Consider the following 25,746-nt stretch of genomic DNA (forward strand, 5'->3'; position numbering starts at 1 on the left):
GTGTTAGGCACGCCGCCAGCGTTCGTCCTGAGCCAGGATCAAACTCTCCGTTTGATTCTGGATCGTAACTCATTGTCATTTACTGGCTCCGCTTTTTTCAAACTGGTTTCTTCTCTTTTTTGCCCTTATTCATCTGTCATGGTGCCTGCCGGCGCCGTTTCCGTTACCCGGGTTTGGCGCGCAACAGGAGGTATATTACTCTCCTCCTTAAGGTTTGTCAACCCCTTTTTTGCTGTTTTTTTATCTTTTTTCACTTATTTTTTTAACATGCTTTTTCAGTCTTCAGACAACAAAAAAGAGAGCTTCCGCTCTCCTTTCAAACGTACAGAACGTAAATTTTATCCGCGGAAGATGAAGTATACCGCCCCGACCATGCAGAGCGCCGCGTACAGATAGTTGATTGTTATTTTTTCTTTCATTATAAGGAAACAAAAACCGGCAAAAACGCACATTGTTATAACTTCCTGAAGGATTTTAAGCTGCGGAAGCGTGTAGCACTGAAAGCCGAGCCTGTTGCCAGGAACCTGAAAGCAGTATTCAAAAAACGCTATGCACCAGCTGACAAATACGGCGACGTAAACCGGTTTTGAGCTGAGATTTTTAAGATGCCCGTACCATGCATAGGTCATAAATACGTTTGAACAAAGCAACAACATTAACGGATATATTTTCTGCATATTTTTCACTTCCGCCTGTACAGAGAAATAATGCGTCAGTTAAAATTTAACTTCCGGAGCCGTTTTTTCCGCCTCTGCCGTTTCAAAATACGCAGCGGGTCTGAAACCGAAGAAATTCGCGACGATTACGTTCGGGAAACGCTGCACCGCATTGTTCAGATTTCTTGCCGTTCCGTTGTAGTAACGGCGTGCAAGCTGCAGTTCGTCTTCGATTTTCGAAAGCTGCTGCTGAAGGTCAAGGAAATTGGTGTTCGCCTTAAGCTCCGGATAATTTTCCGCTACTGCGAAAAGTGTGCGAAGCGTCGAAGCAAATTCATTTTCGGCAGCAATGCGTTTTGCTGGATCAGGTCCCGCCTGAGTTACTGCCGAACGTGCTCTGGTAATGCTGTCAAAAGTTTCCTGTTCGTGCGCGGCGTAGCCCTTAACCGTTGCGACAAGATTGGGAACAAGGTCAAAACGGCGTTTGAGCTGAACGTCAATTCCGCTCCACGCCTCGTCTTTAAAATTCCTGAATTTCACAAGACTGTTGTAGGTACCCATAAGCCACAGGGCAAGCACGCCGAAAATTATTATTAAAACGATAAGTACAGTCATACTGTCCGCCTCTTTCCAAAATTGTCTTTTAGTCCAAAATCTGCTGCTGTATTATAGCATATTTTATAAAGAGATATTCACTTGTAAAAGATTCACTTATTGAAGCTCTCACTTTTAGAAGCGTTCACTTACAGAACCTTACTTGAGGAACATTAAAGCGCGGCAAAAGTGAACTTCTTTAAAACTCCGGCAGATTTTCGAGAAGCTCTCCGCCGAGCTGCACATACTCGTCAAGCTCTTCCGCGGCGTTGTTTATCTGTTCTTTAACGCGGAGAGGCGCCGTGCCTCCGAGTGTCATACGGCGGGAAACAGCCGTTTCCGGTGTAAGCAGCGGAAACAGATCTTCTTCCGCCTCGGGAATAAGCTGCTTCCATTCTTCAAGCGTAAGCTCCGTAAGCGCACGCCCCTTTTCAACGCAATAGGCAACCGTTTTGCCGACCTTGGCATGAGCCTGACGAAAAGGAACGCCCTTTACGACAAGATATTCCGCAACGTCAGTGGCAAGAATAAGCCCGTCGCTGAAACCGCGCTTTGCCGCCGCCTCGTCGATTTCAACCTCTTTGAGAAGCGGAGGCAGCACGGAGAAAATTCCCTTCATAATCTCTATTGCTTCAAACAGCGGACGCTTGTCCTCCTGCAAATCGCGGTCGTAGGTGGACGGAACACCCTTCATAAGCGTTATAAGCTGCATGTACGCGCCGGCGAGAAGCCCTGCCTTGCCGCGTATAAGCTCAAGCACGTCCGGATTTTTCTTCTGCGGCATAATGCTCGAACCCGTGCAGTAGGCATCCGGAAGCTTCACCCAGCCAAACTCCGTGCTGAAATAAATAATTAAATCTTCTGACAGGCGGCTTGCGTGCTGGCCGAAAACCGCCGCAAAATGCAGCAGGTCAAGGAAATGGTCGCGGTGCGAAACGCTGTCCATACTGTTGTCCGAAACCTTTGAAAAACCAAGATCCTCTGCTGTAAACTCCCTGTCAAGCGGCAGAGTGGAGCCTGCGAGAGCCGCGCTTCCGAGAGTACACTCGTCAACAGCGTCATACGCCGCAAACAGACGGTCTGCATCGCGCAGAAACGCCCTCGCGTGCGCCATCCAGAACTGTCCCATGGAAATAGGCTGTGCCTGCTGAAGATGCGTGTAACCGGGGACGACACAGTCCGCCTGCTCGTCCGCCTTCTCAAGCAGAACGGAAATAAGCTCCCTCAGACCTTCCCAAAGCTCAAGAATTTCCTTCCTTAAATAAAGACGCACCGTCGTATTCACCTGGTCGTTGCGCGAACGTCCCATGTGAAGTCTTGCGCCTGTTGCCCCGCAAAGCTCTGTCAGACGCGCTTCGATATTCATGTGCACGTCCTCAAGAGAAATTTTGGGAACGAATTTGCCCTCTCTTATCTCATCTGCTATTACAAGCAGATTGTCCTCAATCGTTTTCGCTTCCTCTTCGGAAAGAAGCCCCACCTTTCCCAACATTCTCACGTGGGCAATGCTGCCCCGTATATCGGCAAAAGCCATGCGCCAGTCGAGATCAAGCGACTGCGAAAAATTCACCACCGACTCCGCCGTATCCTGAGAAAAACGTCCTTTCCACATACCCTTGGGCATAAGCGACACTTCCTTTGTCTTATTGTCCTTTATATTGTAACAAAAAAACTATAAAATTAGACCAAAGGCTGTTTAAATTTTTAAAATATGTGTTATAATTGTGCACAGTTAAATCTTAAGGGCTGCGTTTTAACCAAAACTTCAGTTTACGGAATAAAGAAAAAACATGATTATTTATCACATCAGCTACGCAGGCGGACTGTTTTTCCTTTGGGCAGAACACTCGTTTGTCAACGAAAATATTGTAAAAGACGGGCACACTCACCCGTTCTGCGCATCATGCGGCGAGCTGCAAAAACTGCTGGAAAAGGCAGACATGACTTTGGCTGAAAACCAGACACGCTGCTATACGGCAAACGTAGCTCTGCCGGCATTTGACGGCATGCCTCTGCCCTCATCGGAAATACTCGGAGAATACGAATCGGACAACCTGACGCTTCAGGAATTTGAAGTGCCCGTACTTCAGCTCACCTCCGAAAACATGGAAAAATTCAAACAGCTCGAAGACCGCGACAGGCGGCTTTCAATACCGGGAGTAATGCCCGGAAACGACGCGCTCTTCATGATTGAAAGCTACAAATACGCTTCAATACTTGCCCTGCGCGGCTGCTTCATACCGTACATGAAAAAAACGGCAGACGGCTGCTTCTCATGCTGGGATCCCCTGTATCTTCCGAAATACCATACCGAATACACCTCTCATATCAACAGCATACCGCCCGTTCTGAAAAACTTCAGAATAGGAAAAGTAACCGCGCCGAGCGACGACAGAAAACTCGGCACGGCAATACTCGAAAGATTTATTGACGGAATAATCCGAACGGCGCAGACAAAAAACGCCAAAGGCAAACTCGTCAACATCGACAACACGCACGAAATGTGGCTTCGCTCGCTCACTTGGGCACGCACCTCGCTCACGCGCTGGAACGAAGAACTCCGCTCGGTGTATCCGCAGATTGCGGCATGGGCGGATGAAGCAAAAACAGGAAGCGGCGAACCCTGGCGCCTGATACTCAGGCTTGAAGAACCTGAACGCATGGACGACGACACACGCTGGCTCGTGACCTGGCATATACAGGCACTGCGCGACGAAAGCATAATCATACCTGCAGAACGCGTGTGGAATCCAACCGCAGTTGAACGCGGCTGGTTTGAAATGATAGGCGAAAACCCGAGGAAATTCCTGCTTCAGACTCTCGGAATAATAGCAAATTACGTTCCTCCGATAGAAGACAGTCTCTATAAACCCAACCCCATATTCTGCGAATTCACGGCACAGCAGCTTTACGAATTTATGACCGACGCCCTTCCGCGTCTTTCGGAAGACGGCGTGCGCGTACAATACCCTGCCGCATGGGGCAACCCGGAAGACCGTGTACGCTTTGCTTTCAGCGGAGACCTTGAAGACAAAGCTGTCTTTTCGTCACAATCCGGGCTTTCGCTGGACGAACTGCTTGACGTGAACTGGAACATAACGCTCGGCGACGAACTGCTCACACCGGAAGAAATACAGAAACTTGCGGAACTTAAAACACCGTTTGTAAAACTTCACGGTAAAGTTGTCTTCGTTGACAAGGAAGAGCTCGCGAAAATTATGGCAAATCTGAAACAGCTGCCGGAAAAAATCGACCGCCGCTCAGCACTGCTCTCAACACTCTCTGGAAACTACGACGGGCTGCATCTCAGCTCCATGCAAAAATCGGGATGGCTCAGCAATGCAGTTGACGTACTCACAGGCAAGACAAAACTGCCGGAACTCGGTTTGCCGGAAAATTTCTGCGGCACGCTTCGCCCCTATCAGCTGCGCGGCCTCTCATGGCTCGACTGGCTGACAAAGTTAGGGCTCGGAGGCTGTCTCGCAGACGATATGGGGCTCGGCAAAACCGTCGAAACTCTTGCCCTTCTGCAACAGCAGAAAAACGAAGGCAAAACGGGACCTGTACTGCTCGTATGCCCCACTTCCGTCGTCGAAAACTGGCGCCTTGAAGCAGAACGCTTCGCCCCACAGCTGAAAACTCTTGTCCATTACGGTATGGGCAGAATGCGCGGCGACAGACTTGCAAGAGCTGTTCAAAACAACGACCTTGTAATAACCTCCTATTCGCTCCTGAGCAGAGACTTCGCGACAATAACGAAAATCAAATGGCGCGGCGCAATACTTGACGAAGCGCAGAACATAAAAAATCCTCTGACACGGCAGTCAAAAACCGCGCACTCCGTCACTGCGGACTGGCGCCTTGCGCTCACGGGCACCCCTGTTGAAAACCACGTAGGCGACCTATGGTCGGTGCTTAAATTTTGCGTACCCGGGCTGCTGCCCAACAAAACACGCTTCGCAAAAGAATTCCTGCGGCCGATACAGACAGGCAGCGCGCAGAAACTCTCTAAACTGCGCCTTATGACAGGCCCCTTCATACTGCGCAGGGTAAAAACTGACAAGGAAATTATCGCAGATCTTCCAGACAAAATCGAAAGCCGGGAATTCTGCCCGCTCAGCCGCGAACAGGCATCGCTCTACGCCGCCGTGCTCAAAAAACTGGAAAACAAACTGGCGGCATCCAGCGGCATCCAGAGAAAAGGACTTGTCCTTTCCACCATCACAAACCTGAAAGAAATCTGCGACCACCCGTCGCTCTACCTGAAAGACGACGCAGAAAAAGCAAACCGCTCCGGCAAACTGGCGCGCCTTGCCGAACTCACCGACGTCATGCTCTCTGCCGGTGACCGCACGCTCATCTTCACGCAATACGCGGCAATGGGCAAAATTATAAAAGACTACCTGCAGGAAACCTTCGGGACAGAAGTACTTTTCCTGTACGGAGGACTGACAAAAGACAAACGTGATACGCTCATAAGACGCTTCGCAAAACCAAACGGGCCTCAGATATTCGTACTCTCGCTCAAAGCCGGAGGCACAGGTCTCAACCTTACAAACGCAAACCACGTCATACTTTACGACCGCTGGTGGAACCCTGCTGTTGAACAGCAGGCAGTAGACAGGGCATACCGCATAGGACAGAAACGCAACGTACAGGTACACTACTTCTGCTGCAAAGGAACGCTCGAAGAAAAAATTGAGAAATTCATCAGCTCAAAACAGCAGGTTGCCGAAGCCGTCGTACGCGAAGGCGAAAACTGGCTCACGGAACTCTCTGACTCAGAACTGCACGAACTCTTCGCACTCAGCATAGTGGAGGAAGAAAATGACTGATCTTTACCTGCGCGGGGGAATACGCTCCCGCCTCACAACAGGCACAGCCGATACCGAAAGACTTAATTGGTGGGGCAGACGCTGGATAGAAACGCTCGGCGACAGCATTGACCATGCGCGGTACACACGCGGCAAAAGCTGCGCCAAAAGAGGCCGCGTAATCAGCCTGGAAATAGAACCAGGCCTTGTATCTGCCCTGGTGCAGGGAGAAAGAACAAAAACCTACATGGTACGATTCGGCTTTAACACACTCTCAGGCAAAGCCTGCGACAAAGTGCTGGCACGTTTCCGTGAACACGCTATATTCGCAGCGTACCTGCTTGCCGGAAAACTGCCGCACGAAACGGAAGACGTTTTCCGCGAAGCAGGAATTAGACTGTTTCCGACACAGGACAGACTTAACACCTTCAAATGCACCTGTCCCTCGGAAGAGCCGCTCTGCGACCACACAATAGCGGTCTACATGCTGCTCGGCGAAGCCTTCAGCAACGACCCCTTCCTTCTTCTTGCGCTCTACGGCTTCAACAAACAAAGCCTCATAAAAAGCCTCTCTGGCACAGCAGACGAAACGGAAGAATCCGGCAGAAACATCTCACCGGAAAAAATCATAATAGAACCCGTCAACGAAAACGATAGCTATAAAAACTGGTTCGGAACAAACAGCTTCAAAATACCGGACATACGCGAAACAAAAAAACCGGAAGCCTACGGTGTAATGCACGAATTCCCCTTTTGGCGCGGCGCAAACCCTTTCCTTGAAACAGTCAAGGAATACTACGCCAAAGCGGCAGACTACGCCTACGAACTGCTCACGGGAGAAAGACGGCTCCTCGTCGGAAGGCCGAAAAAGTTCGTGTAGAAGAACCGTTGCAAATTCGCTCGTTTGAGCTGAAAGAAACGCGGAAACACAGATAAGAAACAACGACTAACACAACGGCTTGGGAAAATTCCCAAGCCGTTGTGTTGTTTTACCATTCTACTCCGCGTATGACGTGAGGCAGAAAGAGGACGAGTTTTGGGAAGTAGGTGGTGAGTATGAGTACCGGCACCCATGCAAGAAGCATGAATTTCAGCGCCGGTTTCATTATGTCTTTGATTTCCGCTCCTCCCACGCGTCCGCTGAGGTAGAGAACAGGGGCGGCAGGGGGCGTTATGCAGCCGACAGCGGTGTTGACGCCGACTATTGCCGCGTAGTGTACGGGGTTTATTCCGAGCTGCTGGATTATTGGCATAAGTATCGGCGTTGTGAGGACTACGACGCTGATGTCGTCCATTAACATTCCCATGAGTACGAGGAATACGTTTATGAGGAAGAGCAGGACGTATTTGTTGTCGGATATTGAGTAAAAGAGCGTGAGTATTTTGCCGGGCAGGTCTTCAAGTATGTAGAGACGCGAGAGCATTGATACGGAGTAGAGCATTATCATTATTACGCCTGTTGATATCGCGCTTTCAACGACTACTTTCCAAAAGCCTTTGAGGTTGAGCCCTTTGTAGACGAAGAAGCCGACAGGTATGCAGTAGAGTACGGCAAGTGCCGAGGCTTCCGTTGTGGTCATTATTCCGCCGTATATGCCACCGAGCACCAAGAACGGCATGAAGAGCGCAGGAAGCGCTATTTTCGCGCGTTTTCCGAGTTCAAGGACGCGTTTTCTCGGCGGGAGTTTTTCCGTTATTATTATGTCGGGGTTGTCTTTGAGCATGCGGACGTTGAGGAAACTGATGAGCAGCATTGCGAAAAGTCCGGGAACTATTGTGGAGAGGAAGCAGTCGAGGACTGATATTCCGCTTATCCATGCAAAGATTATGAGCGTTGCGTTTGGCGGTATGAGAAGCCCGAGCAGCGATGAGTTTGCCATGAGCGCACAGGCGTGTCCCATCGGGTAGCCGTTTGCTTTGAAGCGCGGGAACATTATGGCGCCAATGCAGGAGAGGGTTGCGCAGGCGGCTCCGCAGATGGAGCCGAATATGGCGCAGGCTATTGTCGCGACTACCCCGAGTCCGCCTTTGAAGTGTCCGACAAAGATGTCTACAACGTCGATGAGTTTTTCGGCTATTTTGCCGCGTTCCATTATGCCGCCGGCAAGTATGAACATCGCTATCGCTATGAGCGATACGGAGTTCATTTGCGCAAAGCCGTAGGGAAGCAGCTGCGAGGGGTCGTAGCCCGTATGATTGGGGCCTCCGAAGAAGATGAGCCACGCGCAGGATACCATGAAGCTTACGGGTACTGGAACCCCTATTATCAATGTGGCAAGAAGGATTGCAAGCGCAACGTAGATCATGCTTCGTCACTTCCTTTCGCAGCGGCTTTCAGCGAGCGGAGCAGGTCTGCGCCGAAATACCACGCCATAAAGAAGAGCCCTGTGAATATCGCTATTGATGAACACCATGCAGGTATTCCCCAGAGGACGGATTTCGCCGTAAAGCGCCCGTCGCCGAGAGGACCCACTAAGTCAAATTTAAAGTAGTTCCAGCCGTACCACACAAAGAGGCAGGAGATGCCGAAGGTAATGCCGTTTCTGAGAACAAGGAACAGTCTGCGGCAGAGCCCGGGTTTCATATAGGACTGAACAAGGTCTGCGGATATGTGGGTGCCTTCGAATGCGCCGTATGCCGCGCCCATGAAGTAGAGCCAGAAGGCGAAGACTTTTATCCATTCTTCGTAGCCGAAGAGGTCTATTTCAAAGCAGTAGCGCAGTATGGTGGCGGCGCAGATTATGACCGTGAGAAGCATTGACATACCGAAGCTTACAACCGCAAAGAGGTTTGTCGTCATTTTGTCAAAGAGAAACTCCGCCTTGCGGTTTCCCGCATAGACGGAGGTCTCCTGTTCTGTTTCTTTTATTTCGGTTTTTTTTGTTATTTCTGTCATACCAAAGCCTATTTGAAGTGTTTGATGAAGTCGTCCATGAGTTTTTTGTCAACACCGCGTTTCGCGAATTGTCCCCATGAAGCGACGTTTGCGTCGTGGAGCGCTTTAAGCTGCTGTTTGCTGTAGGTGAAGACTTTTATGCCGCGTTTTTTCATGAGTTCCATTGCCTGTTTGTCGTTTTTCTCCGCGTCTTCAAGTCCTTTTTTCGTGTATTTCGCGCAGACTTCGGCTACGATTTTCTGGTCTGCGGGCGAGATTTTTTTCCATGCTTTTTCGCTGGCGAGTATGCCGAGGTATTCAACGGAGTACATTGTGTTGTACCAGTATTTCATTACGTCGCCGAGTATCGTGTATGCCGCGTAGGTGGGATATCCGTCAGCCGCGTCGCAGACGCCGGTCTGCATCGACTGGTAGACGTCCGAGTATGGGATTGTGACAGGGCGGAAGCCCATTGCTTTTGCGCCGAGTTCGAAGCTGAGCATGTTAGGAATACGCGTCAGAACACCTTTGTCAACCTTAGGATTGAGAGGGTCTTTAAGGGGCTTTTTGGAGGCAATGCCGATGAAGCCTTCGATGTAGCAGCCGAGCATTCTGATGCCGACCTGGTTGAGGCATTTGTTGAGCTGCTGCGTCATCCACCCGTCTGCGGCAAAGGTTTTTTTCGCGTCGTCGTAGCTGCTTATGTAGCCGTTGATGTAGAGAATTTCAAGGCGGGGGTCAAAATCTGTCGCTATTGACTGGCAGGAGAAGTCAACTGTGCCTTTCATAAGCTCAGGCGTGACTACGGAGTAGTTTCCAAGCTGGTTGGCAGGATAGACTTTGAGGACGACGCGGTTTTTGGTTTTCGCCGCTATTTCTTTTGATATGTCCTGCATGAATTTTGTTGCAGGGTTGTTGGGCGCAGACTGTCCGGCAAAGCGGAATTCAGCCGCAAATGAAGGCGCCGCAACGGAAAATGCTATTGCAAAAGCAAGAACGAGTGTGAGTATTTTTTTCATTTTTTACTCTCCCTTTCATACGGCTGCGGCGTGTATCCGTCGTGCCGTTTTTTTGTGACCCGACAATAATACAGTATTTTACTGAAAAAACAAGCGCAAAGTTTTTTGACGCATCAAACTTTTTAAGGAATTGTGTGTGTTTTTGAAACAATTTAGGCCAAAATCGATGTATGCAAGCTATATACCATAAGCTCTGAACGATGGTAACAAAAAATCCCCGGCCGCCGCCGGGGACTTTCAATGCTTATTTTCAGCAAACAGCTGACGGTGTACAGCAATTTATTCTTCCGCTATTGCTTTCAGTTTTTCTTCAAGCGCCGGGTAGGCGACTTTGCCTGTCGCAAGGACGGGCATGTCTTCCATACAGATTATTTTCTTCGGTATTGCGATTTCCGCAACGCCGTATTCTGCAAGCTTGGCACGGACGTCTCTCTGCTGCAGGTCGGGCGAGGTGGTGACAAGCGTCAGGGTTTCGCCTTTGCTGCCGCCTTCGGTCATTACCGCCGCATGGTGGTATTCCGGCCATACTTCGTTGATGACTTCTTCTATTGAGGCGAGAGATACCATTTCGCCGCCTATTTTCGCGAAGCGTTTCGCGCGTCCGAGTATCGTTACAAAGCCATCTTCGTCCACGTCCACAATGTCTCCAGTGTCGTACCAGCCGTCTTTAGGCGGTTCTATTACGCCCGGGTTTGTCGCGCGGATGTAGCCTTTCATGATGTTGTCGCCTTTAAGCCAGAGTCTGCCGCCTTTTGCGACACCTTCGACAGGTTCAAGCCTGTACTCCACTCCTGAACAGAAAAGTCCCACGGAGCCTGCCTTAAAGTGCGCATAGTAGTTGTTGGCGACAACCGGTGAAGCTTCTGTTACGCCGTAGCCTTCCGTTATGCGTATGCCGAAACGGTTGAACCAGTGTTCAGTCGTCGCAGGGCGCGTTTTTTCGCCGCCCTGTATGAGCAGACGTACCGATGAGAAGTCGTAGTTATTTGTTGCCGCTTTGGCGTAGCCCTGAAGGAAGGTATCCGTTGAGAATATTATCGTTATTCTTTCATCGTAACAGGCAGCCGCGATTGTTTTGTAGGCTATCGGCGACGGATAAAATACAACGAAGAAGCCCTGGTTGACGGGCATAAATACTCCGCAAAGGCCGAAGGAGTGGAATATCGGCATCGCGTTCATTGCCCTGTCGCTCTGGTAGAATTCAACTCTTGTAACCATTTGAGAGTGGTTTGTGTTGAGGTTTTTATAGCTGAGCGCAACTCCCTTAGGTGCGCCTTCGGAGCCTGAGGTGAAGAGGACGAGAGCCGTTTTGTCCGTTTCGCCTTCTTTGACCGGCGCAGATTTTATGAACGGGGCATAGAGCGCAGCCGCAATTTTTTCGCCGGTTGTTATGCTCTTGCCTATGTCGTCGAGCCATACGATGCGTATGCCGGCTTCGACAAGGGCATCAACAAGCCCTGAGAGTTTGCCTTTGTCAATGAAGGTATGGGCTGTGATTACCGTTTTTATCTGCGCCGTGCGGCAGCAGCTTACAAGCGCGCGACCGCCGATTGAGAAGTTCAGCGGAGACGGGATTTTGCCTATGTTCTGCAGCGCGTAGAGCGAAATTACGCCGGCAAGCGAGGTCGGAAGCAGAACGCCGACAACGTCGCCTTCAAATTTCTGTTTTCTGTAAAGTCCCTGTATCAGCAGTATGCGCGTGATAAATCCGTTGTAGGTGACGGGTTTTGAGCCTAAGTCCGCAAAGAGGCGCCTGTTGCCGCCGAATTCGTTTCTGGCGTCGATGAGGTTGTCAAAGAGTTTCTTTTCTTTGCGGCGCGCGTACAGTGCCGCGTCTTCCATTATTTTTTCAAGCGCACGGCCAGCCATTGCAGTACGCCGTGAGCCTTTTATTTCTTCGGGAATTTTGATTTCTTTTGCCGGGAAAACACGGATGACCACGCGGCGGAAAAGCTTCAGACCGCGTTTGTGCTGTATTCTGCTGAACGGGGTGTTCTGCGTTCCCAAAATTTGTATCGGAAGAATTTTGGCGCCGGTATGCTCCGCAATGTGGGCAACGCCGGCAGAAACCTTCATTGAGTTCCCGGTTATTGTCGGCTGAAGTTCTGGGAAGATGATGCAGCGCTTTCCTTCTTTCAGAAGTCCGAGGAAGTAGCGGAGCGTCATCGGTGAGTCTGCGTCAAGAATGTGGGTTTCAGCAAGCGGCAGAAACCAGTTGGCGAAGCGTTTCTGCGTCAGTCTGCGTTCGATTGCAAAAGGCGCCGTTTCCGGAAGGAACATCGCAAGGATAAGCGGGTCTATGTAGGAAACGTAGTTCGGCGCAACGATTACGTTTTCCCCTTCCGTCGCTTTCCAGTTCTCCCAGCCTTCAATTTTGACACGGAAGAATATTCTTAAAATCAGTTTAACAAACAGCTTTTTCATGGCGCACCCCGTCTCTTTTCTGCGTCGCAAAAAGTGGACTTTTAATTCCACTATATAAATTATATCATATTTTCAAAAATATGGGACTTAAAAAGACACAGCCGACAAAAAAGCAGTCCGGCACATACCTGACTGCTTTGCAATCTGAATTGCGTTAAAGCTTAGTCCGCAAATTCAATGAATTTTGCCGCGGGAACGCCGCAAATCGGGCAGCTGCCTTCGGCTTTGCCTTTGTGGATGTAGCCGCATACCGGGCAGAGGTAGTAGACGTCGTCTCCGTCAATGTTTGCGATTGCGTCCGCATAAAGCTCCGCGTGAACTTTTTCGGCTGCGTTTGCAAGCGTGAACGCTCTTTCGGCTGCCTTTTCGCCTTCCGCTTTGGCAGTTTCGATCATCGGCGGGTATATTTCGGTGAATTCATACGTTTCGCCGGCTTTTGCCGCTTCGAGGTTTTCAAGCGTTGATTTTACGCCGCCTGCCGCTTTGAATTCGGCAAATGCGTGGAGCTGCTCGGCTGCCGCAGCCGCTTTGAAAAGGCGTGCTGCGCCTTTGTGGCCTTCTGCCGCCGCTTTTTCGGCGAAAAGCAGATACTTGCGGTTTGCCTGTGATTCACCGGCGAATGCTGCTGCGAGATTTTCTTTCGTTGTCATTGTAATTCTCTCCTTTTTATTTTTTTATGCTGAAAGCATTAAATTTTCCCTCTCTTGGTACTTGCCGCTTTTCTAATATTCAATCCCCTGTCTTTCTTTGACGCCTTGAGCAAAAGGATGTTTGATTTCCTTTATTTCGCTGACGAGGTCTGCCCTGTCAATGAGTTCCTGAGGCGCACCGCGTCCTGTGATTACTATTTCAAGCTGCTCCGGCTTTTTGTCTATGAGCTTCAGCACGTCTTCCGTTTTCAGCAGCCCGTGGGAGATTGCCCAGGTGATTTCGTCAAGTATCAGCATGTCGCACATCTGCGGTGCGGCATATTTTTTCGCGAAACGCATTCCTTTTTCCGCTTCGCCGGCATCCCATTCGGATTCTGCGCCCGGACGGACGCATTTCGGGGCGCCAGTGTGAATGAGCGTCACGTTTTTGAGGGGCGCCAGAACTTTCAGCTCCCCCCAGCCGTTCCAACCTTTCATAAACTGTATGATTACAACCCGCGCGCCGTGACCTGCCGCGCGTATCGCAAGACCGAGGGCGGCTGTCGTTTTGCCCTTTCCGTCTCCAGTATATATCTGAACCGTGCCTTTGTTTCCGAACATTTTATTTCACCCTTTATGCCGCAGTTTTACTGCGCATTCTGCTGTGCGCCGTTTTCCGCAGGCGTATTAACGCCGTTCTGCGGCAAAGGCGCTGCCGTATCGTCTACAGCCGGCGGTCCTGCGTTGTTTTCCCTGTTTGCCCCGTATTTTGCCTGCCTGTTCAGTTCCTGCTGAACAGCGTTTGCTGCCGCCGAATATCTCGCCGCCTGACTGATGTATTCCTTTTCTTCCTTGTTTTCCTCGCCAGGTATTGCGGCGTTTTTGTCAAGAGAAAGTATCATATTTTTGACGTGAAGCAGACGTCTTTCGTCCGGCGGATGGGAATTAAAGCCGCTCGGTTCCGTTTTGTTGTGCTGGGCAAGCTTCTGCAGCGCGGTGTAAAGCCCCGCCATGTTTTTCCCGTTTTGAAAAGCAAGCTTCACCGCGTAATCGTCCGATTCAATTTCCTGCTGACGGCTGTAACCTGCCGAGGCAAGGCTGACACCGACGTTTGCGACAGGCGAAACCACTCCGCCGATAAGCGAAGATATTACGGACGTCAGAATGCTTGTTCCTATTTGTCTGCTCACCGTTTTGCTTGCGTGCCTGAGCTTTACGTGCCCAGCCTCGTGCGCAAGAACGCCGTACAGTTCGTCTTCCGTTTCAAGCATTTCAAGCAGACTGGTAGTGACCGTAACCGATTTGCCGGAGGTAACCCATGCGTTAGGCACAATGTTTTCTTTAAACGAAAAAGGCAGCGAGGAAAGTCCCGTAGCCTGCCCTACATCGCCCCACACCTTCAGCGCCTGCTCTTTGGTCAGTGAAGCTGACGCCGGGGAAGCAGCGGTGCAGAAGATTGCGCATATTGCCGCAAGAAGTCTAAGTTTCCTCATGAGTATATTATAATACTTTTAAAACTTTTTAACACTGTTCACTTTAAAAAGAATTCACTTACAAAAACGTTTACTTTTAGAAGCCTTCACTTACAGAAGCCTTCACTTGAAAAGAATTAAAAGTGTCGCGAAGCGAAAGTGAATCTTTTCCAAGTGTTGCACAGCGAAAGTGAATCTTTTCCGAGTGTCGCGCAGCGAAAAATGCTTCTTTTCTAACAAATTCTCGGCAGCAGCTCTCCGCCCGGCGCCGGAAGCAGAGTTTCCGTGCCTATTTCCGTTTTCATTACGACTCTGCCCGGAAGCTCGTCCGTTACTTCGCCTATTATCTGCGCGGCCTCCGAATTTTTGACTTTTCTGAGCGCCGACACGATTTCTTCTGCGTGCTCCGCAGGGGCAAACACTACAAGGCGCCCTTCACAGGCAAGGTAAAGAGGCTCAAGCCCCAGCATTCCGCAAACGCCTTTTACGTCGTCACGGACGGGGATCCGTGCCGCGTCAAGCCTTATTCCGACACCGCTTTGTTCCGCTATTTCGTACAGCACGGTGCCCGCTCCTCCACGCGTTGCGTCGCGTATGACGTGAATATCCTTTGTTACGTCAAGCATTGCCTTCACGTTTGCCCAAAGCGGCGCGCAGTCGCTTGTTACGTCTGCTTCTATGCCGTATTCGTCGCGCGCAAGCAGTATCGTGCAGCCGTGTCTGCCAATGTCGCCCGTTACAATTATTTTGTCACCCGGTTTCGCTTTGGTGCCTGCCGGACGCGCCTCTTCGTCAACAAGCCCTATGCCGGTCGTCGTTATAAACACTCCGTCAACCTGTCCGCGCCCTGCAACTTTCGTGTCTCCGGCGCAAATCTGGACACCGCATTCTGCGGCGGTTTTTTCCATTGCTTCGGCTATGCGTTCCAGCGTCTCCATCGGGAAGCCTTCTTCAATTACGAAAGCGCAGGAAAGATACAGCGGTTTCGCGCCCATGCAGGAAAGGTCGTTCACGGTGCCGCAGATTGAAAGCTTGCCTATATTTCCGCCCGGAAATTCCGCAGGCGAAACTATAAAACCGTCCGTGGTGAACGCAAGCTTCTTTCCGGGAAATTCAAGCACGGCGGCATCGTCGGCTGTCAGGTTCGGGTTTGAAAAATGTTTCTTGAACACCTTTTCGATAAGCTCCGAAGTTTTTCTCCCGCCCGCGCCGTGGGCTAACGTAATAAGCTCTGACATTGCAAAAGACATCCTCTCTGTTTTTGAATTACCAAGTACCAATTCCTTGTTATGGTGTCTAAACAAGTTCAAATCTTTGAAACCATAAAACGAAGAAATTATTTTCCTATTCCGTATTTGAAGTACGCGCTGCAGGCGCCTTCGCTTGATACCATGCAGGCGCCGACAGGATTTTCCGTATTGCAGAGTTTTCCGAACAGCGGGCAGTCGTACGGCCTGCAGTCTCCGCGCAGCACTTCTCCGCAGCGGCAGGCGGGATTTGCCCGTCCTTTGATTTCAGGCATTTCAAATTTCAGCCGCGCGTCAAAGGCTTCGTAAGTCTCGTTCAGTTTAAGCCCCGATTTCGGAATTATACCGAGGCCCCGCCATTCTGAGTCGCACGCGGTCATTGTGCGTTCGATTACGCGCACAGCGGCAGGGTTTCCTTCCGCTTTGACAACGTTCGGATAGCAGTTTTCAAAAAACGGCTCTCCCTTTTTGAAATTTTCAACTATAACAGAAATTGCGCGGATAATTTCTTCAGCGGCAAAACCTGCCACAACTCCTGAAATTCCGCGCTGTTTCAGCGTTTCGTAAAGAGAGGTGCCGGTAATTACGCTGACGTGTCCCGGATAGAGAAACGCTTCGGCGCTGCCTGCAAGAACTCCGTAGGCTTCCGGCATAGTTTTGTTGGCGGTCAGCAGCGAGAAATTTTTCAGTCCCGCTTTCTTCGCGTGTTCGACGGCAAGACAGGCGGCAGGAACTGTCGTTTCAAAGCCTACGGAAAGGAAAACGACCTGTTCGCACGGGTTTTCCGCCGCGTAAGCAACAGCGTCCAGCGGTGAATAGACGATTTTAACCTTAGCTCCGGTGCTTCTTGCCGCCGCAAGATTTTTTTCGCTGCCGGGAACGCGCACAAGGTCTCCGAAGGTTGTTACCGTAATGCCGCGCTCCGCAAGCCACAGAGCTTCGTCGATAAAATCAACGGGGGTAACGCAGACAGGACAGCCGGGGCCTGTTATAAGCTCTATGTTTTCGGGCAGCAGCTTCCGTATGCCGTGACGGAAAATTTCGTGCGTGTGAGTTCCGCACACTTCCATTATGCGAATTTTCGCGCCCGTATATTCCCTTATCGTTTTTTCGGCGTCAGTCATTTATTTCACTTCTTCCGCGGCTTCGCCGTCTATTTTGGCTATCGCTATTCCGGCATGAATCATTACGTAATCACCGGGATTCAGCTCGTCAAGCAGCTCCACCGATATTTTTCTTCTGGCGCCCGTAGCGTCCACAACCGCCATTCCGTCTTCAATGTTCACAACCTTTGCAGGAAGTCCAACGCACATTTTATAATCTCCTTTCAATATTCGCTCATTTCATTCACTCAAACATCGAACAGCGAACGACAAACGACGAACGATTTTATAAATTAAAATTTTTAACCGACCGCACGTGCAAATAATAGTTCTTCGTTTTCAGTTCAGCGTTCTTCGTTCTTCGTGCAGTATTCTTGGCTTACTGCTTCCCGCTTATTGCGGCTTGCAGCTTATAACAGCCTGCCGCTTTTTATTCTCTCCTGCGCTGCCGCAGCCTGTCCGAGACATATTCCTCCGTCGTTCGGCGGCACAAGAGAATGTATCAGCACTTTAAAGCCGTCCTCTTCAAGCAGCCGCTTTGTTTTGCCAAGCAGCAGCAGATTCTGGAAACAGCCTCCGGATAACGCGGCGCAGCTTACGCCTGTTTTTTCGCGCGAGAGGCGGCAGCCTTCAAGTATCAGCTCCGCGAGCCACGTATGGAAGCCTCCGGCGAGGCTGCTTACGTCTGCGCCTCGTTTCATTCCTTCGTAAAGCGCGGCAGTCAGTTCTTTTGTTTCCGCAAAAAACACGTCTCCGTCAGAGATACGCGCCGGGACAACCGCTTTGGCGTTTTCGTCCGACGCAAACTGCAGAGCCATTGACGCTTCTCCCTCAAAGGTCGAGGCGCGGCGTATTCCGAGCAGTGCCGAAACGGCGTCAAACAGTCTGCCGCAGCTGGTTGATTTCACTGTATTTATATTTTTGCCGAGCATGAAGAACTGCGTTTTCAGATTTTTTTCGTCGCAAAGCTTCAGAATTTCGTTTGCCCCGGCAGTTTCTTCTTCGCTTCCGAGCGCGTCAAGCAGCAGCGATACCGCTATTCTCCAGCCCTCGCGCGAGGAAGCGTCGCCGCCTGCCTGTCTGAACGGCGCAAGACAACCGAGTCTCTTAAAATCAGAGAGATTTGCAAGCAGAAATTCCCCGCCCCAGATACTTCCGTCAAGCCCGTAGCCCGTGCCGTCGAAGGAGACGCCTATTGCGTCGCCGCAGAAACTATTTTCAACCATACAGGCTGCGATATGCGCGTAATGGTGCTGTACTTCAATCACCGGAAGCCCGAGGCTGTGCGCGAATTCCGTGGAATTGTAGCGCGGGTGCATATCGCAGGCAACTGCCTCCGGCCTGATTTCAAGCATTTCCGACATGCGCTGTACAGCTTCCGAAAGAGCCCTAACGCTCTTAAGATTTTCCAAATCGCCGATGTAGGGCGACGGGTAAAAAAGGTCATGAGTTGCAAGACAGAACGTGTTTTTGAGTTCTCCGCCGACCGCAAGCACGCTGCTGTCGTATTTCACGGACGAAATAAACGGCAGCGGCGCGTAGCCTCTCGAACGGCGCACCATGTACGGCTTGTTTTCAAAGAAGGACATAACTGAATCGTCCGCGCGTATGCGGATTTTCCTGTTGTTTGAAAGTACTGTGTCGCAAAGCTTCGAAAGCTCTGCCGATGCCTCTTCATCGTTTCTGCAGATAGGGGCGCCGGACACGTTTCCGCTCGTCATTACAAGGCAGTCAGGCATTTCTTTTCCGTCGGGATATGAAAAAAGCAGAAGCTGGACGGGCGCATACGGAAGCATGACGCCCACCGCAGGATTTCCCGGCGCCACAGAGGGGCAGAGTTTGCAGCCTTCCGCGCGGTCAAGCAGAATAATCGGCTTCTGATGTCCGTCAAGCAGTTTTTCTTCCTCTTCCGTAACAACACAATGTCTGCGCACCGTGTCCAAATCGCGCATCATAACCGCAAAAGGCTTCTGCGGACGCGTTTTCAGACGGCGCAGACGCGCGACCGCCTCTTCGTTCAGAGCGTCGCAACAGAGATGAAAACCGCCTATTCCTTTTATTGCCGCTATTCCGCCGCTGCGCACCACTTCGCGCGCGTGCAGCAGCGCTTCGGTTCCGTGAATGTCAGAATTCAGTATGTAAAGCTCAGGCCCGCATTCGTTGCAGCACACCGGCTGCGCGTGATAGCGGCGCGTTTCGGGGTGCGTGTATTCGTACCCGCATTCGGGGCACATCGGAAACTCGCCCATGCTCGTCCGCACCCTGTCGTACGGCATGGAATCAAGAATGGTGAGACGGGGGCCGCAAGCCGTGCAGTTGATAAACGGGTGCAGATAGCGCCGGTCGTTTTCGTCAAAAAGCTCGCGCGAGCATTTTTTGCAGACTGCGATGTCGGGCGAAACGAAAACGTCGCCGCGCTCTTTCCCGCTTTCTATAATTTCAAAGCTTCCGCATTCTTCGGCAGGAATTTCTTTCGCCGCAATTTTAAGTATTGCGGAGCGTTCAGGCGCTTCGTGCTTCAGGCTGTACATAAAACGCTCCAACTGTTCGTCCGTGCCCTGCGCAAAAATTTCGACGTACGGCCCCTTGTTGCAGACAGAACCTGTGATTTTCGCCGACGCGGCGGCACGGCTTACGAACGGACGAAAGCCTACTCCCTGCACTATTCCGAAAACGCGGATATTTAATCTTTTCATTTCAAAAAACGTTACTCTCCGATTATTTTGCCGAAATTTTCCAAAGCAGACGCCGCGTAAAGCTCTCCGGAGCAGGCGTAATGGCAGAGCGGAACAAATTCAAGTTCGCGCACTGCGGGGCAGCGGAGGAATATCGGGTCTGCGACAATTTTCGTGTAGCGCCTTTCCGAAAGCAGCCGCGGCAATTCGTCCTCTTCCGAAAGCCTGACGTCGTTTTCCCGCGCGTATTTCGCATGCAGTTTGAACCACACTGCAACGTCGGATGTTTCGCCGCGCGTCTCAAGCAGCTCCCTCACGGAATTTGCCAGCACCTGCTGATGAATAATCAGTGTCCGTGCGTCATCTGCCGCCCTTCGCTCATCAATTTTCGATTCGAGGTGCGAGGTGCGAGGTGCGAGGTGCGATTCTTCTATCGGAAATTCGACAATGTACGGCGTGCCGAAGCGCTGCCGCAGATATTCCGCCGCCTTTATACCCGAAACGGAAACCGCAACGTTAAGCTTCGCGCCTCCTGCGTTTTTCGCCTCGTCAATTCCGTTTTCTCCTGAAAACAGCGCGGCTTTGCCGTATTTTTTCTCAATAAGTTCTTTCAGTTTTCCGGCGTAATTTTTGTCCGGAAGGTTCAACGGCGTGGCGCCTAAAACGCCAACGTCGAATTTTTTCTCGAATTTGTCCGACGCAAACGCCGAAAACAGCCCAATGTAAGCTTTTTCCTCACCCTCGTCGTACAGCCCTATGCCTGTCGTATCAAGCGCCAGAACAGGAATACCGAGCCTTTTTTCAGCCATCTGCCCAAGGGCGCGGAAATCTGTGCCGATAACTGCGGGAACAGGGGTTCCAATGATTGCGGCGAATTTCGCGTCTATAAATTTCACCGCTTCTTCAAGCTTCTGCACAAGCCGTTCATCCCTGCCGAGAATTGCGTCAATGTCGCGGAGACCTGCTGAAAAAACGGCGCTCTTTTCCGTGAACCAGCGGGGCTCGTCAAAACCGCAGATATTTCCGGCGCAGCCTCCCGCGTCGCATATTACGATTATGCCGCCGAGGGAGAAAAGTACTGCGGTTGCCCCTGACTGGTCAGGCGCGAAAGGGGAAATGAATTTGAAAAGTCCGTTCATTTTGCAGACTTCCTTTCCGCGGCAGCCTCAATTTCGTCAAGCAGCTTTACAAGCCCGTCAAAGCCGAACGGCTGGCGTTCGCTGTTCCATGGCACGTTTGCTGCGTCGGGCAGCCAGTATTCAGCGTCCCTGCCGAGAGAAAAATCCGATTTTTCCTGTCCGGTTCTGTAATTCAGCATTGTCGGCGACGCCGGAAGATACAGCTTCGTATCGGGGCTGACAAGCGCAAGCTGCCTGATGTACGGGTAAGACCCCTCGTTCAGATTTGCGAACACCGCGTCAACCCTGAAACCGTAACGCGCAAGGGCAAGCGCAAGTTCAAAAGGCTCCGCGTTCAGCGTCTGGCCTATTGAGAACGAGCAGCCGGCGAATTTTTCCTTAAAGCAGTGCACGCGCTCTTTTGCCGCCTCGTAAAATTCAGCATCGTCAAGCTTCTGTTCGAGCGCCGCGCCGAAAAGCACGTACTGCTTGTGTATTTTGTCCGCCTGATACAGCCGTTTCAGCTCGGCATAGGGAGTGCCCAGCCGCCTGCGCAAATCTTCGGCGGCGTAGTTTGCCTCAGGGTGAAGTACAAGGTTTAATTCAGCATTCGCAAGCATTTTGTACTCCTCAAACGTCTTGCAGCGCGAAATTTCGTTTGTCTTTGCAAAACCCAGTCTGTGAAGCAGTTCGTAAAGCTCGCAGCTGTCATACAGCGGCGCAAAATGCCCGAGAAGATTGACGCTGCCGCCAAACGTTCCATGTTCACTGCGGTCATCCGCTGTCCGCACGCCGTTTTTATCCGTACTGCTTAATACTTTTGTATAATCCGGCGAAGCCGGCTCCTCAATTGGTAATACTCTCGAATACCTCTGTATTCCCTGAATGGTCATTTGGTAATTGGTAATTGGTAATTTCTTCAGCAGCGAATATATGCTGCGCCGTACTGCGACCATAGGCGGTTTTATACTCTCTCTCGTCAGAGCGTACATATACGTCGGAATAACCTTTATATCCGGATTTTCCTCCTCCGCCCTGCGGCAGACACGCTCCATGTCAGTGCCAAGCAGTGCGTCCGCACAGGTAACGCAAAGCACGACAACCTTTGGACGCGGCTTGTAAAAATCGGCGATTTCTTTCACTGCCTGCGGTATCTTCGCAAGGTGGCGCCCCGTAACAAGATCTGTTTCGTCCATGCGGAGAAAGAAAATCTTTTCCGAAAAACCTGCCGCCCCGCCCTCAATTGTGCTGTTTCTTCCGCAGCAGCCTGAGGAAACAACAAGCTCCACGGATTCTGGAATCGCAAGCCCCGCGCGTTTTACGCCGAAGCCCTGCGCGCCGGGCGAATTGTACGACAAAGTCGCCGGCGAGCTGTAAACAAGATGCTTCGTCGTTGCGGCCTCCTGCGGAATATCCTTCACTCCGCGTTCAGCAAGCTCTGCTATGGTAATGCAGTATGCGCTACCGTTCATTTTCTCCGAGTACAAACCTCGCAAGTTCAAAAAACTTTTCGCTGACGGGAAGCTTCGCGTCGCCCTCGACAACGGTCTTGCCAAGCTCCTCAAAACGGGAAATGTCGTCGCTTCTCGGAATATCCGCGACAACGGACAAGCCATTGGCTTCGGCGAAACGGCGCACGTTCTCCTCCTCGTTCTGCACGTTCCTGCGGTTTAAAATAACTCCGCCGACCTTTGCGTAGCCTCTGTCGGCAAAATTATTAACAGCCTGATTTATATTGTTTGCCGCGTAAAGCGCCATCTTTTCGCCGGAAGTGACAATAAGCACCTCCTCGGCAGCGCCTTCGCGTATGGGAGCCGCAAAACCTCCGCAGACAACGTCGCCCAAAACGTCGTAAAGCACGACGTCAGGCTGAAAACTTTCAAAAATTCTCAAATCATCTATCAGATTAAACGTTGTGATAATTCCGCGTCCTGCACAGCCAAGACCGGGGGTAGGGCCTCCGGCTTCTATGCAGAGAATACCGCCGAAGCCCGTTTTCACAATATCTTCCCGCTTCGGCAGCTCGTCATGCTCCCGCATGAAATTCATGACAGGCATAACAGCCTGACCGCCAAGAAGATTTATCGTTGAATCTGCCTTAGGGTCACAGCCAATCTGAATAACGCGCTTTCCGAGACACGCAAACGCCGCCGAAAGATTTGACGTCACCGTTGATTTTCCAATACCGCCCTTGCCGTAGACAGCAATCTTTTTCATATTATCCACCTCATTAAATGCAATATATAAAGCAGAATGAAGAATTAAGCATGACGCTTCGCACATACTGTCGCTGCGCTCCGTACTCAAGCGGGAATTGCCCGGTAAAACGTTTGCCTCACTGCGTTCGGCACAGGCGGGCAATTCACCCACCGCTTTCGTCTGCACTTCGCACTACTGTGTTTAAAAACCAATGACCAAAAAAACCAATTACTACAAAATACAATTACTATAAGAACCAATTGTGGTGTCCGCTGAAGCGGACGTTTGAAGTTAGAACCTTTTTATTCGTCTTTCTGCGGAAATCCGTAAGGATTTAGCGCAGAATCCAGTGTCGTTTTGTTTTTCAAGGTCTTTTCAAAGCCGCTGGATGCTGCACTTTCGCTGCGCTCCATGCAGCAAGACAAATATTTTTTGCTTACCGCTTAATGCTTACAGCTGCCTTTTTGTTCTTCGTTCTACGCCAAAGGCTGTTTTACCAGCGTTACTGTTTTCGCCGAAATGCCCTGCAGCTTTCCGAGCTTGCCCGACAGCGCGTTAATCTTGTCTGCGGGCGCGTCGATAATTACTGAAATAACGTTCTTTCCCGTGCTTCTGCAAGGCACGCCTGTACGCGCGACTATATATTCGCCGAAATCCGACAGAATGGCGTTCAGCCCTGTCGTACAGCAGTCACTCTGCACCAGAATACCGATAATGGCAAGTGTGTTCATCTTCAATCCCTCCAAAAAAAACAAAAACGGACGCCCGAAGCGTCCGAGAAAATGCCATGCAGAACCGCCCTTTTCTCTTCAGCCTCAATGCGGAATTTCAGCCTCAGACTACTCTTCGTTTTCTCTGCAAGACAACTCTCGCAAATCAAACCTCAGAAATTATAGCACAAAAACAAACGGCTTGGGAATTTTTTAATAATCCCAAGCCGTTCTTTCGTTACATACTGTTCGCTTAGTGCTTACCTCTCCGTCTTTCTGCCTTTTTATTAGTCTTTATGCGGGCACGAAGTGCAGCGCAGAATCCAGTGTCGTTAATTCTTTTTTTCTAACGGGCTTCGCCCGTAAAGCTGCTGGACCTACCCCTCCGGGGCACAGGCTGCGGCAAGCCCTCCGTGCTTCGCAGGGAGACGGGGATTTTAAGCCGCTGGGCTCCGCATCGCAGTGCAGAGCGACGTTTTTTTGCTTACCACTTAATGCTTAATGCTTAACGCTTCCAGCTTAAAGCTTACAGCTTTTAGCTTTCTTTTCCCCGCCCTTCCGGCCCATGGAACACGGAGGAGTTTAAAACCCGCACAAGGGAATTTTCTGCGCGGAAAGGCGGGGAAAAGAGGCGCTATGCGCCTCTTTTATCCTGTATTTGCTGCTTCTTCAGAGCGTAGGGCTGTGCCCGCGGCGAGCCCTCACACGCCGCAGGCACATTTTGTTTATACTGCCCTTTATTTCTTCGGAGCTTCCGGCTGCGCTTCAGGCGCAGGCGCCGGCTGCGGCGCGGGTTTCGGCGCAGGCTGTCTCATCTGCTGCGCGGGAGCGGATTTTGGCATCTTCTTGCCGAATATGCCAAAGAGCGGGGCTTTGCGGCGCACTATAAGCTCGTAGTTCCATACGCCTCTCGCGTCTGCCGCCCAGCGGGCGTTTATTATTTCCCAGCCGCCCTGTTTCACTTCGTTAAGCGTGGCTACCGCGTTTTCAGAGCACATAACGGCGTAGTCATATTTCCTGCAGCAGTTTCCGAGCAGACAGCCAAGCAGCAGCACTGCGGCAATTATCAGCAGTATTGCTTTTGCTTTGGGTTTCCTAAAAACTTTCTTTGCCGCCGTGATTTTCGTTTCCTGTGTTTCCTGTGTTTCCTGTTTCAATTCTTCCATTTTTTGTTTACTCCTTTTTTTGCTTTTCGTTTGCTGCTCGCTTTTGTCGCTTCGTTCGCTATAAGCTTTAAGCTGTAAGCTTTAAGCTTTAGAACCTTAGCTCGCTTCGCTCGCAAGCCGCTGGATGCTGCACTTCCGCTTCGCTCCATGCAGCAAGACGGGGATTTTTTGGTTCTTCGTTCTTCGTTCTTCGTTCGCCGTTCTGCAGCGCAGAATCCAGCCTGTGCCCAGTATGGGTATGTCTTTGGTTTTTCTTTTCAATAACGGGCAAAGCCCGTAAAGCCGCTGGTTCCTGCGCAAAATCTGCGATTTTCGCAGGAAGACGGGGATTTTAAGCCGCTGGGCTCCGCGCTGACGCTTCGCGTCCCGCAGTGAGACGGTGAGTTTTTACCTGGTTCCTCGCTGCTCCTGACGCGTCCCGCAGTGTGACGGGGATTTTTTTGCTTAATGCTTACTGCTTAATGCTTACTGCTTAATGCTTATAGCTTATGGCTTTTAGCTTTTAGCTTTTAGCTTGCAGCTTATAGCTTATAGCTTACCGCTTCCGGCTTACTGCTTATTTACACGCTCATCATTTCCACGTTGCCGCCGACTTTGGCTCCTGCTGCCATTGTCATGCTGCCTGTTTTTATGTCGCCTTTTATTTCCGCCGTCGCTTTCAGGTTTGTCTGTTTTTCAACGTACAGATTGCCCGCTATTTTCCCTGACACGTCGGCTTCCATTGCGTACACGTCACCTGTCACGGAGCTTCCTTCAGATACCGTCAGTCTGCCGCTTACGTGAAGTTCTCCCGTCAGTGTGCAGCTGAGCAGTTCAAGCGTTTCGGCGGATACGTTGCCGGTCATCGCGGAGCGCAGCACCACACGACCCTGTGCTTTTATGTCGCCCGTGAAGCTGCCGAACACGTCAACGTTGCCGTTGCTGTCCAGCGTGCCTTCAAAGCTTGTGCCTGCCGCAAGCACCGTGTCGCCGCGTTCAGGTTCTGGCGTTGCCCGTTCAAGAGAAACCGCTTCGGCTTTTTCCTGAAGCTCTTTGCGTTCCGCAG

22 protein-coding genes are annotated in these 25,746 nt (G+C 51.0%); 2 read left to right on the plus strand and 20 right to left on the minus strand.

What is annotated here, in order from left to right; all coding sequences use genetic code 11:
- Positions 1 to 338 precede the first annotated feature (338 nt).
- The 3 genes from KBS54_04770 to argH form a co-directional block, all read right to left on the minus strand.
- A complete protein-coding gene (locus KBS54_04770; protein ID MBQ0055441.1) occupies positions 339 to 677 on the minus strand; it encodes a DMT family protein in 339 nt (112 codons plus the stop codon).
- Positions 678 to 716: 39 nt separating this feature from the next.
- Complete coding sequence (locus tag KBS54_04775) at positions 717 to 1,271, minus strand: LemA family protein (protein ID MBQ0055442.1); 555 nt, start codon at positions 1,269 to 1,271, stop codon at positions 717 to 719.
- Between the two features lie 178 nt (positions 1,272 to 1,449).
- Entirely contained in the window at positions 1,450 to 2,862 is a 1,413-nt protein-coding gene (gene argH, locus KBS54_04780; protein ID MBQ0055443.1) for an argininosuccinate lyase, read from the minus strand.
- Positions 2,863 to 3,040: 178 nt separating this feature from the next.
- Between argH and KBS54_04785 the strand changes: the two genes are divergently transcribed.
- Both KBS54_04785 and KBS54_04790 read left to right on the plus strand, forming a co-directional pair.
- Positions 3,041 to 6,085, plus strand: a complete 3,045-nt coding sequence (locus KBS54_04785; GenBank protein MBQ0055444.1) for a DEAD/DEAH box helicase — start codon at positions 3,041 to 3,043, stop codon at positions 6,083 to 6,085.
- Positions 6,078 to 6,944: a hypothetical protein gene (locus KBS54_04790; protein ID MBQ0055445.1), complete on the plus strand. Its 867-nt coding sequence runs from the start codon at positions 6,078 to 6,080 to the stop codon at positions 6,942 to 6,944. The genes KBS54_04785 and KBS54_04790 overlap by 8 nt, the downstream gene beginning before the upstream one ends.
- A gap of 109 nt (positions 6,945 to 7,053) precedes the next feature.
- Here the strand turns inward: KBS54_04790 and KBS54_04795 are convergent, their stop codons facing one another.
- The 17 genes from KBS54_04795 to KBS54_04875 form a co-directional block, all read right to left on the minus strand.
- Positions 7,054 to 8,370 carry a TRAP transporter large permease gene (locus KBS54_04795; GenBank protein MBQ0055446.1) on the minus strand — a complete coding sequence of 439 codons (1,317 nt, stop codon included), beginning with the start codon at positions 8,368 to 8,370 and terminating at the stop codon, positions 7,054 to 7,056.
- On the minus strand, positions 8,367 to 8,864 hold the full coding sequence (locus KBS54_04800) for a TRAP transporter small permease (GenBank protein ID MBQ0055447.1): 498 nt from the start codon (positions 8,862 to 8,864) through the stop codon (positions 8,367 to 8,369). Before KBS54_04800 ends, KBS54_04795 begins: the two co-directional genes overlap by 4 nt.
- 104 nt (positions 8,865 to 8,968) lie before the next feature.
- Entirely contained in the window at positions 8,969 to 9,958 is a 990-nt protein-coding gene (gene dctP / locus KBS54_04805; protein MBQ0055448.1) for a TRAP transporter substrate-binding protein DctP, read from the minus strand.
- A gap of 279 nt (positions 9,959 to 10,237) precedes the next feature.
- Positions 10,238 to 12,382, minus strand: a complete 2,145-nt coding sequence (locus tag KBS54_04810) for an AMP-binding protein (GenBank protein MBQ0055449.1) — start codon at positions 12,380 to 12,382, stop codon at positions 10,238 to 10,240.
- A 161-nt stretch (positions 12,383 to 12,543) separates the two neighbouring features.
- Positions 12,544 to 13,032 carry a rubrerythrin family protein gene (locus tag KBS54_04815; protein MBQ0055450.1) on the minus strand — a complete coding sequence of 163 codons (489 nt, stop codon included), beginning with the start codon at positions 13,030 to 13,032 and terminating at the stop codon, positions 12,544 to 12,546.
- 72 nt (positions 13,033 to 13,104) lie between these two features.
- A complete protein-coding gene (gene cobO / locus KBS54_04820; GenBank protein ID MBQ0055451.1) occupies positions 13,105 to 13,632 on the minus strand; it encodes a cob(I)yrinic acid a,c-diamide adenosyltransferase in 528 nt (175 codons plus the stop codon).
- Positions 13,633 to 13,658: 26 nt separating this feature from the next.
- A complete protein-coding gene (locus KBS54_04825) occupies positions 13,659 to 14,504 on the minus strand; it encodes a M48 family metallopeptidase (GenBank protein ID MBQ0055452.1) in 846 nt (281 codons plus the stop codon).
- 212 nt (positions 14,505 to 14,716) lie between these two features.
- Complete coding sequence (hypE, locus tag KBS54_04830; protein ID MBQ0055453.1) at positions 14,717 to 15,721, minus strand: hydrogenase expression/formation protein HypE; 1,005 nt, start codon at positions 15,719 to 15,721, stop codon at positions 14,717 to 14,719.
- Between the two features lie 98 nt (positions 15,722 to 15,819).
- The gene (gene hypD, locus KBS54_04835) at positions 15,820 to 16,854 is read right to left on the minus strand and encodes a hydrogenase formation protein HypD (protein MBQ0055454.1); all 1,035 of its coding nucleotides are present in this window, start codon (positions 16,852 to 16,854) and stop codon (positions 15,820 to 15,822) included.
- Positions 16,855 to 17,043 (minus strand): HypC/HybG/HupF family hydrogenase formation chaperone, encoded by a 189-nt coding sequence (locus tag KBS54_04840; GenBank protein MBQ0055455.1) that lies wholly within the window; start codon positions 17,041 to 17,043, stop codon positions 16,855 to 16,857. It lies immediately after the preceding gene.
- A gap of 200 nt (positions 17,044 to 17,243) precedes the next feature.
- Positions 17,244 to 19,529, minus strand: coding sequence for a carbamoyltransferase HypF (gene hypF / locus KBS54_04845; protein MBQ0055456.1), 2,286 nt, complete (start codon positions 19,527 to 19,529; stop codon positions 17,244 to 17,246).
- 11 nt (positions 19,530 to 19,540) lie between these two features.
- Complete coding sequence (locus KBS54_04850) at positions 19,541 to 20,647, minus strand: hypothetical protein (GenBank protein ID MBQ0055457.1); 1,107 nt, start codon at positions 20,645 to 20,647, stop codon at positions 19,541 to 19,543.
- Positions 20,644 to 22,098, minus strand: a complete 1,455-nt coding sequence (locus KBS54_04855; protein MBQ0055458.1) for a hypothetical protein — start codon at positions 22,096 to 22,098, stop codon at positions 20,644 to 20,646. Before KBS54_04855 ends, KBS54_04850 begins: the two co-directional genes overlap by 4 nt.
- A complete protein-coding gene (locus KBS54_04860) occupies positions 22,088 to 22,843 on the minus strand; it encodes an AAA family ATPase (GenBank protein MBQ0055459.1) in 756 nt (251 codons plus the stop codon). The genes KBS54_04855 and KBS54_04860 overlap by 11 nt, the downstream gene beginning before the upstream one ends.
- A 458-nt stretch (positions 22,844 to 23,301) precedes the next feature.
- Positions 23,302 to 23,556: a CopG family transcriptional regulator gene (locus KBS54_04865; GenBank protein ID MBQ0055460.1), complete on the minus strand. Its 255-nt coding sequence runs from the start codon at positions 23,554 to 23,556 to the stop codon at positions 23,302 to 23,304.
- Between the two features lie 716 nt (positions 23,557 to 24,272).
- Positions 24,273 to 24,701: a hypothetical protein gene (locus KBS54_04870; GenBank protein MBQ0055461.1), complete on the minus strand. Its 429-nt coding sequence runs from the start codon at positions 24,699 to 24,701 to the stop codon at positions 24,273 to 24,275.
- Positions 24,702 to 25,261: 560 nt separating this feature from the next.
- On the minus strand, positions 25,262 to 25,746 hold a 485-nt coding region (locus KBS54_04875; GenBank protein MBQ0055462.1), incomplete at its 5' end, for a polymer-forming cytoskeletal protein.

The organism is Candidatus Equadaptatus faecalis (genome assembly GCA_018065065.1).
GTDB classification, from domain to species: Bacteria; Synergistota; Synergistia; order Synergistales; family Synergistaceae; genus Equadaptatus; species Equadaptatus faecalis.

What these genes read in the sequence shown, in the direction of transcription:
- KBS54_04770 (MBQ0055441.1), bottom strand. Translation starts at nt 677, where the DNA reads ATGCAGAAAATATATCCGTTAATGTTGTTGCTTTGTTCAAACGTATTT.
- KBS54_04775 (MBQ0055442.1), bottom strand. Translation starts at nt 1,271, where the DNA reads ATGACTGTACTTATCGTTTTAATAATAATTTTCGGCGTGCTTGCCCTG.
- argH (MBQ0055443.1), bottom strand. Translation starts at nt 2,862, where the DNA reads ATGTGGAAAGGACGTTTTTCTCAGGATACGGCGGAGTCGGTGGTGAAT.
- KBS54_04785 (MBQ0055444.1), top strand. Translation starts at nt 3,041, where the DNA reads ATGATTATTTATCACATCAGCTACGCAGGCGGACTGTTTTTCCTTTGG.
- KBS54_04790 (MBQ0055445.1), top strand. Translation starts at nt 6,078, where the DNA reads ATGACTGATCTTTACCTGCGCGGGGGAATACGCTCCCGCCTCACAACA.
- KBS54_04795 (MBQ0055446.1), bottom strand. Translation starts at nt 8,370, where the DNA reads ATGATCTACGTTGCGCTTGCAATCCTTCTTGCCACATTGATAATAGGG.
- KBS54_04800 (MBQ0055447.1), bottom strand. Translation starts at nt 8,864, where the DNA reads ATGACGACAAACCTCTTTGCGGTTGTAAGCTTCGGTATGTCAATGCTT.
- dctP (MBQ0055448.1), bottom strand. Translation starts at nt 9,958, where the DNA reads ATGAAAAAAATACTCACACTCGTTCTTGCTTTTGCAATAGCATTTTCC.
- KBS54_04810 (MBQ0055449.1), bottom strand. Translation starts at nt 12,382, where the DNA reads ATGAAAAAGCTGTTTGTTAAACTGATTTTAAGAATATTCTTCCGTGTC.
- KBS54_04815 (MBQ0055450.1), bottom strand. Translation starts at nt 13,032, where the DNA reads ATGACAACGAAAGAAAATCTCGCAGCAGCATTCGCCGGTGAATCACAG.
- cobO (MBQ0055451.1), bottom strand. Translation starts at nt 13,632, where the DNA reads ATGTTCGGAAACAAAGGCACGGTTCAGATATATACTGGAGACGGAAAG.
- KBS54_04825 (MBQ0055452.1), bottom strand. Translation starts at nt 14,504, where the DNA reads ATGAGGAAACTTAGACTTCTTGCGGCAATATGCGCAATCTTCTGCACC.
- hypE (MBQ0055453.1), bottom strand. Translation starts at nt 15,721, where the DNA reads ATGTCAGAGCTTATTACGTTAGCCCACGGCGCGGGCGGGAGAAAAACT.
- hypD (MBQ0055454.1), bottom strand. Translation starts at nt 16,854, where the DNA reads ATGACTGACGCCGAAAAAACGATAAGGGAATATACGGGCGCGAAAATT.
- KBS54_04840 (MBQ0055455.1), bottom strand. Translation starts at nt 17,043, where the DNA reads ATGTGCGTTGGACTTCCTGCAAAGGTTGTGAACATTGAAGACGGAATG.
- hypF (MBQ0055456.1), bottom strand. Translation starts at nt 19,529, where the DNA reads ATGAAAAGATTAAATATCCGCGTTTTCGGAATAGTGCAGGGAGTAGGC.
- KBS54_04850 (MBQ0055457.1), bottom strand. Translation starts at nt 20,647, where the DNA reads ATGAACGGACTTTTCAAATTCATTTCCCCTTTCGCGCCTGACCAGTCA.
- KBS54_04855 (MBQ0055458.1), bottom strand. Translation starts at nt 22,098, where the DNA reads ATGAACGGTAGCGCATACTGCATTACCATAGCAGAGCTTGCTGAACGC.
- KBS54_04860 (MBQ0055459.1), bottom strand. Translation starts at nt 22,843, where the DNA reads ATGAAAAAGATTGCTGTCTACGGCAAGGGCGGTATTGGAAAATCAACG.
- KBS54_04865 (MBQ0055460.1), bottom strand. Translation starts at nt 23,556, where the DNA reads ATGAACACACTTGCCATTATCGGTATTCTGGTGCAGAGTGACTGCTGT.
- KBS54_04870 (MBQ0055461.1), bottom strand. Translation starts at nt 24,701, where the DNA reads ATGGAAGAATTGAAACAGGAAACACAGGAAACACAGGAAACGAAAATC.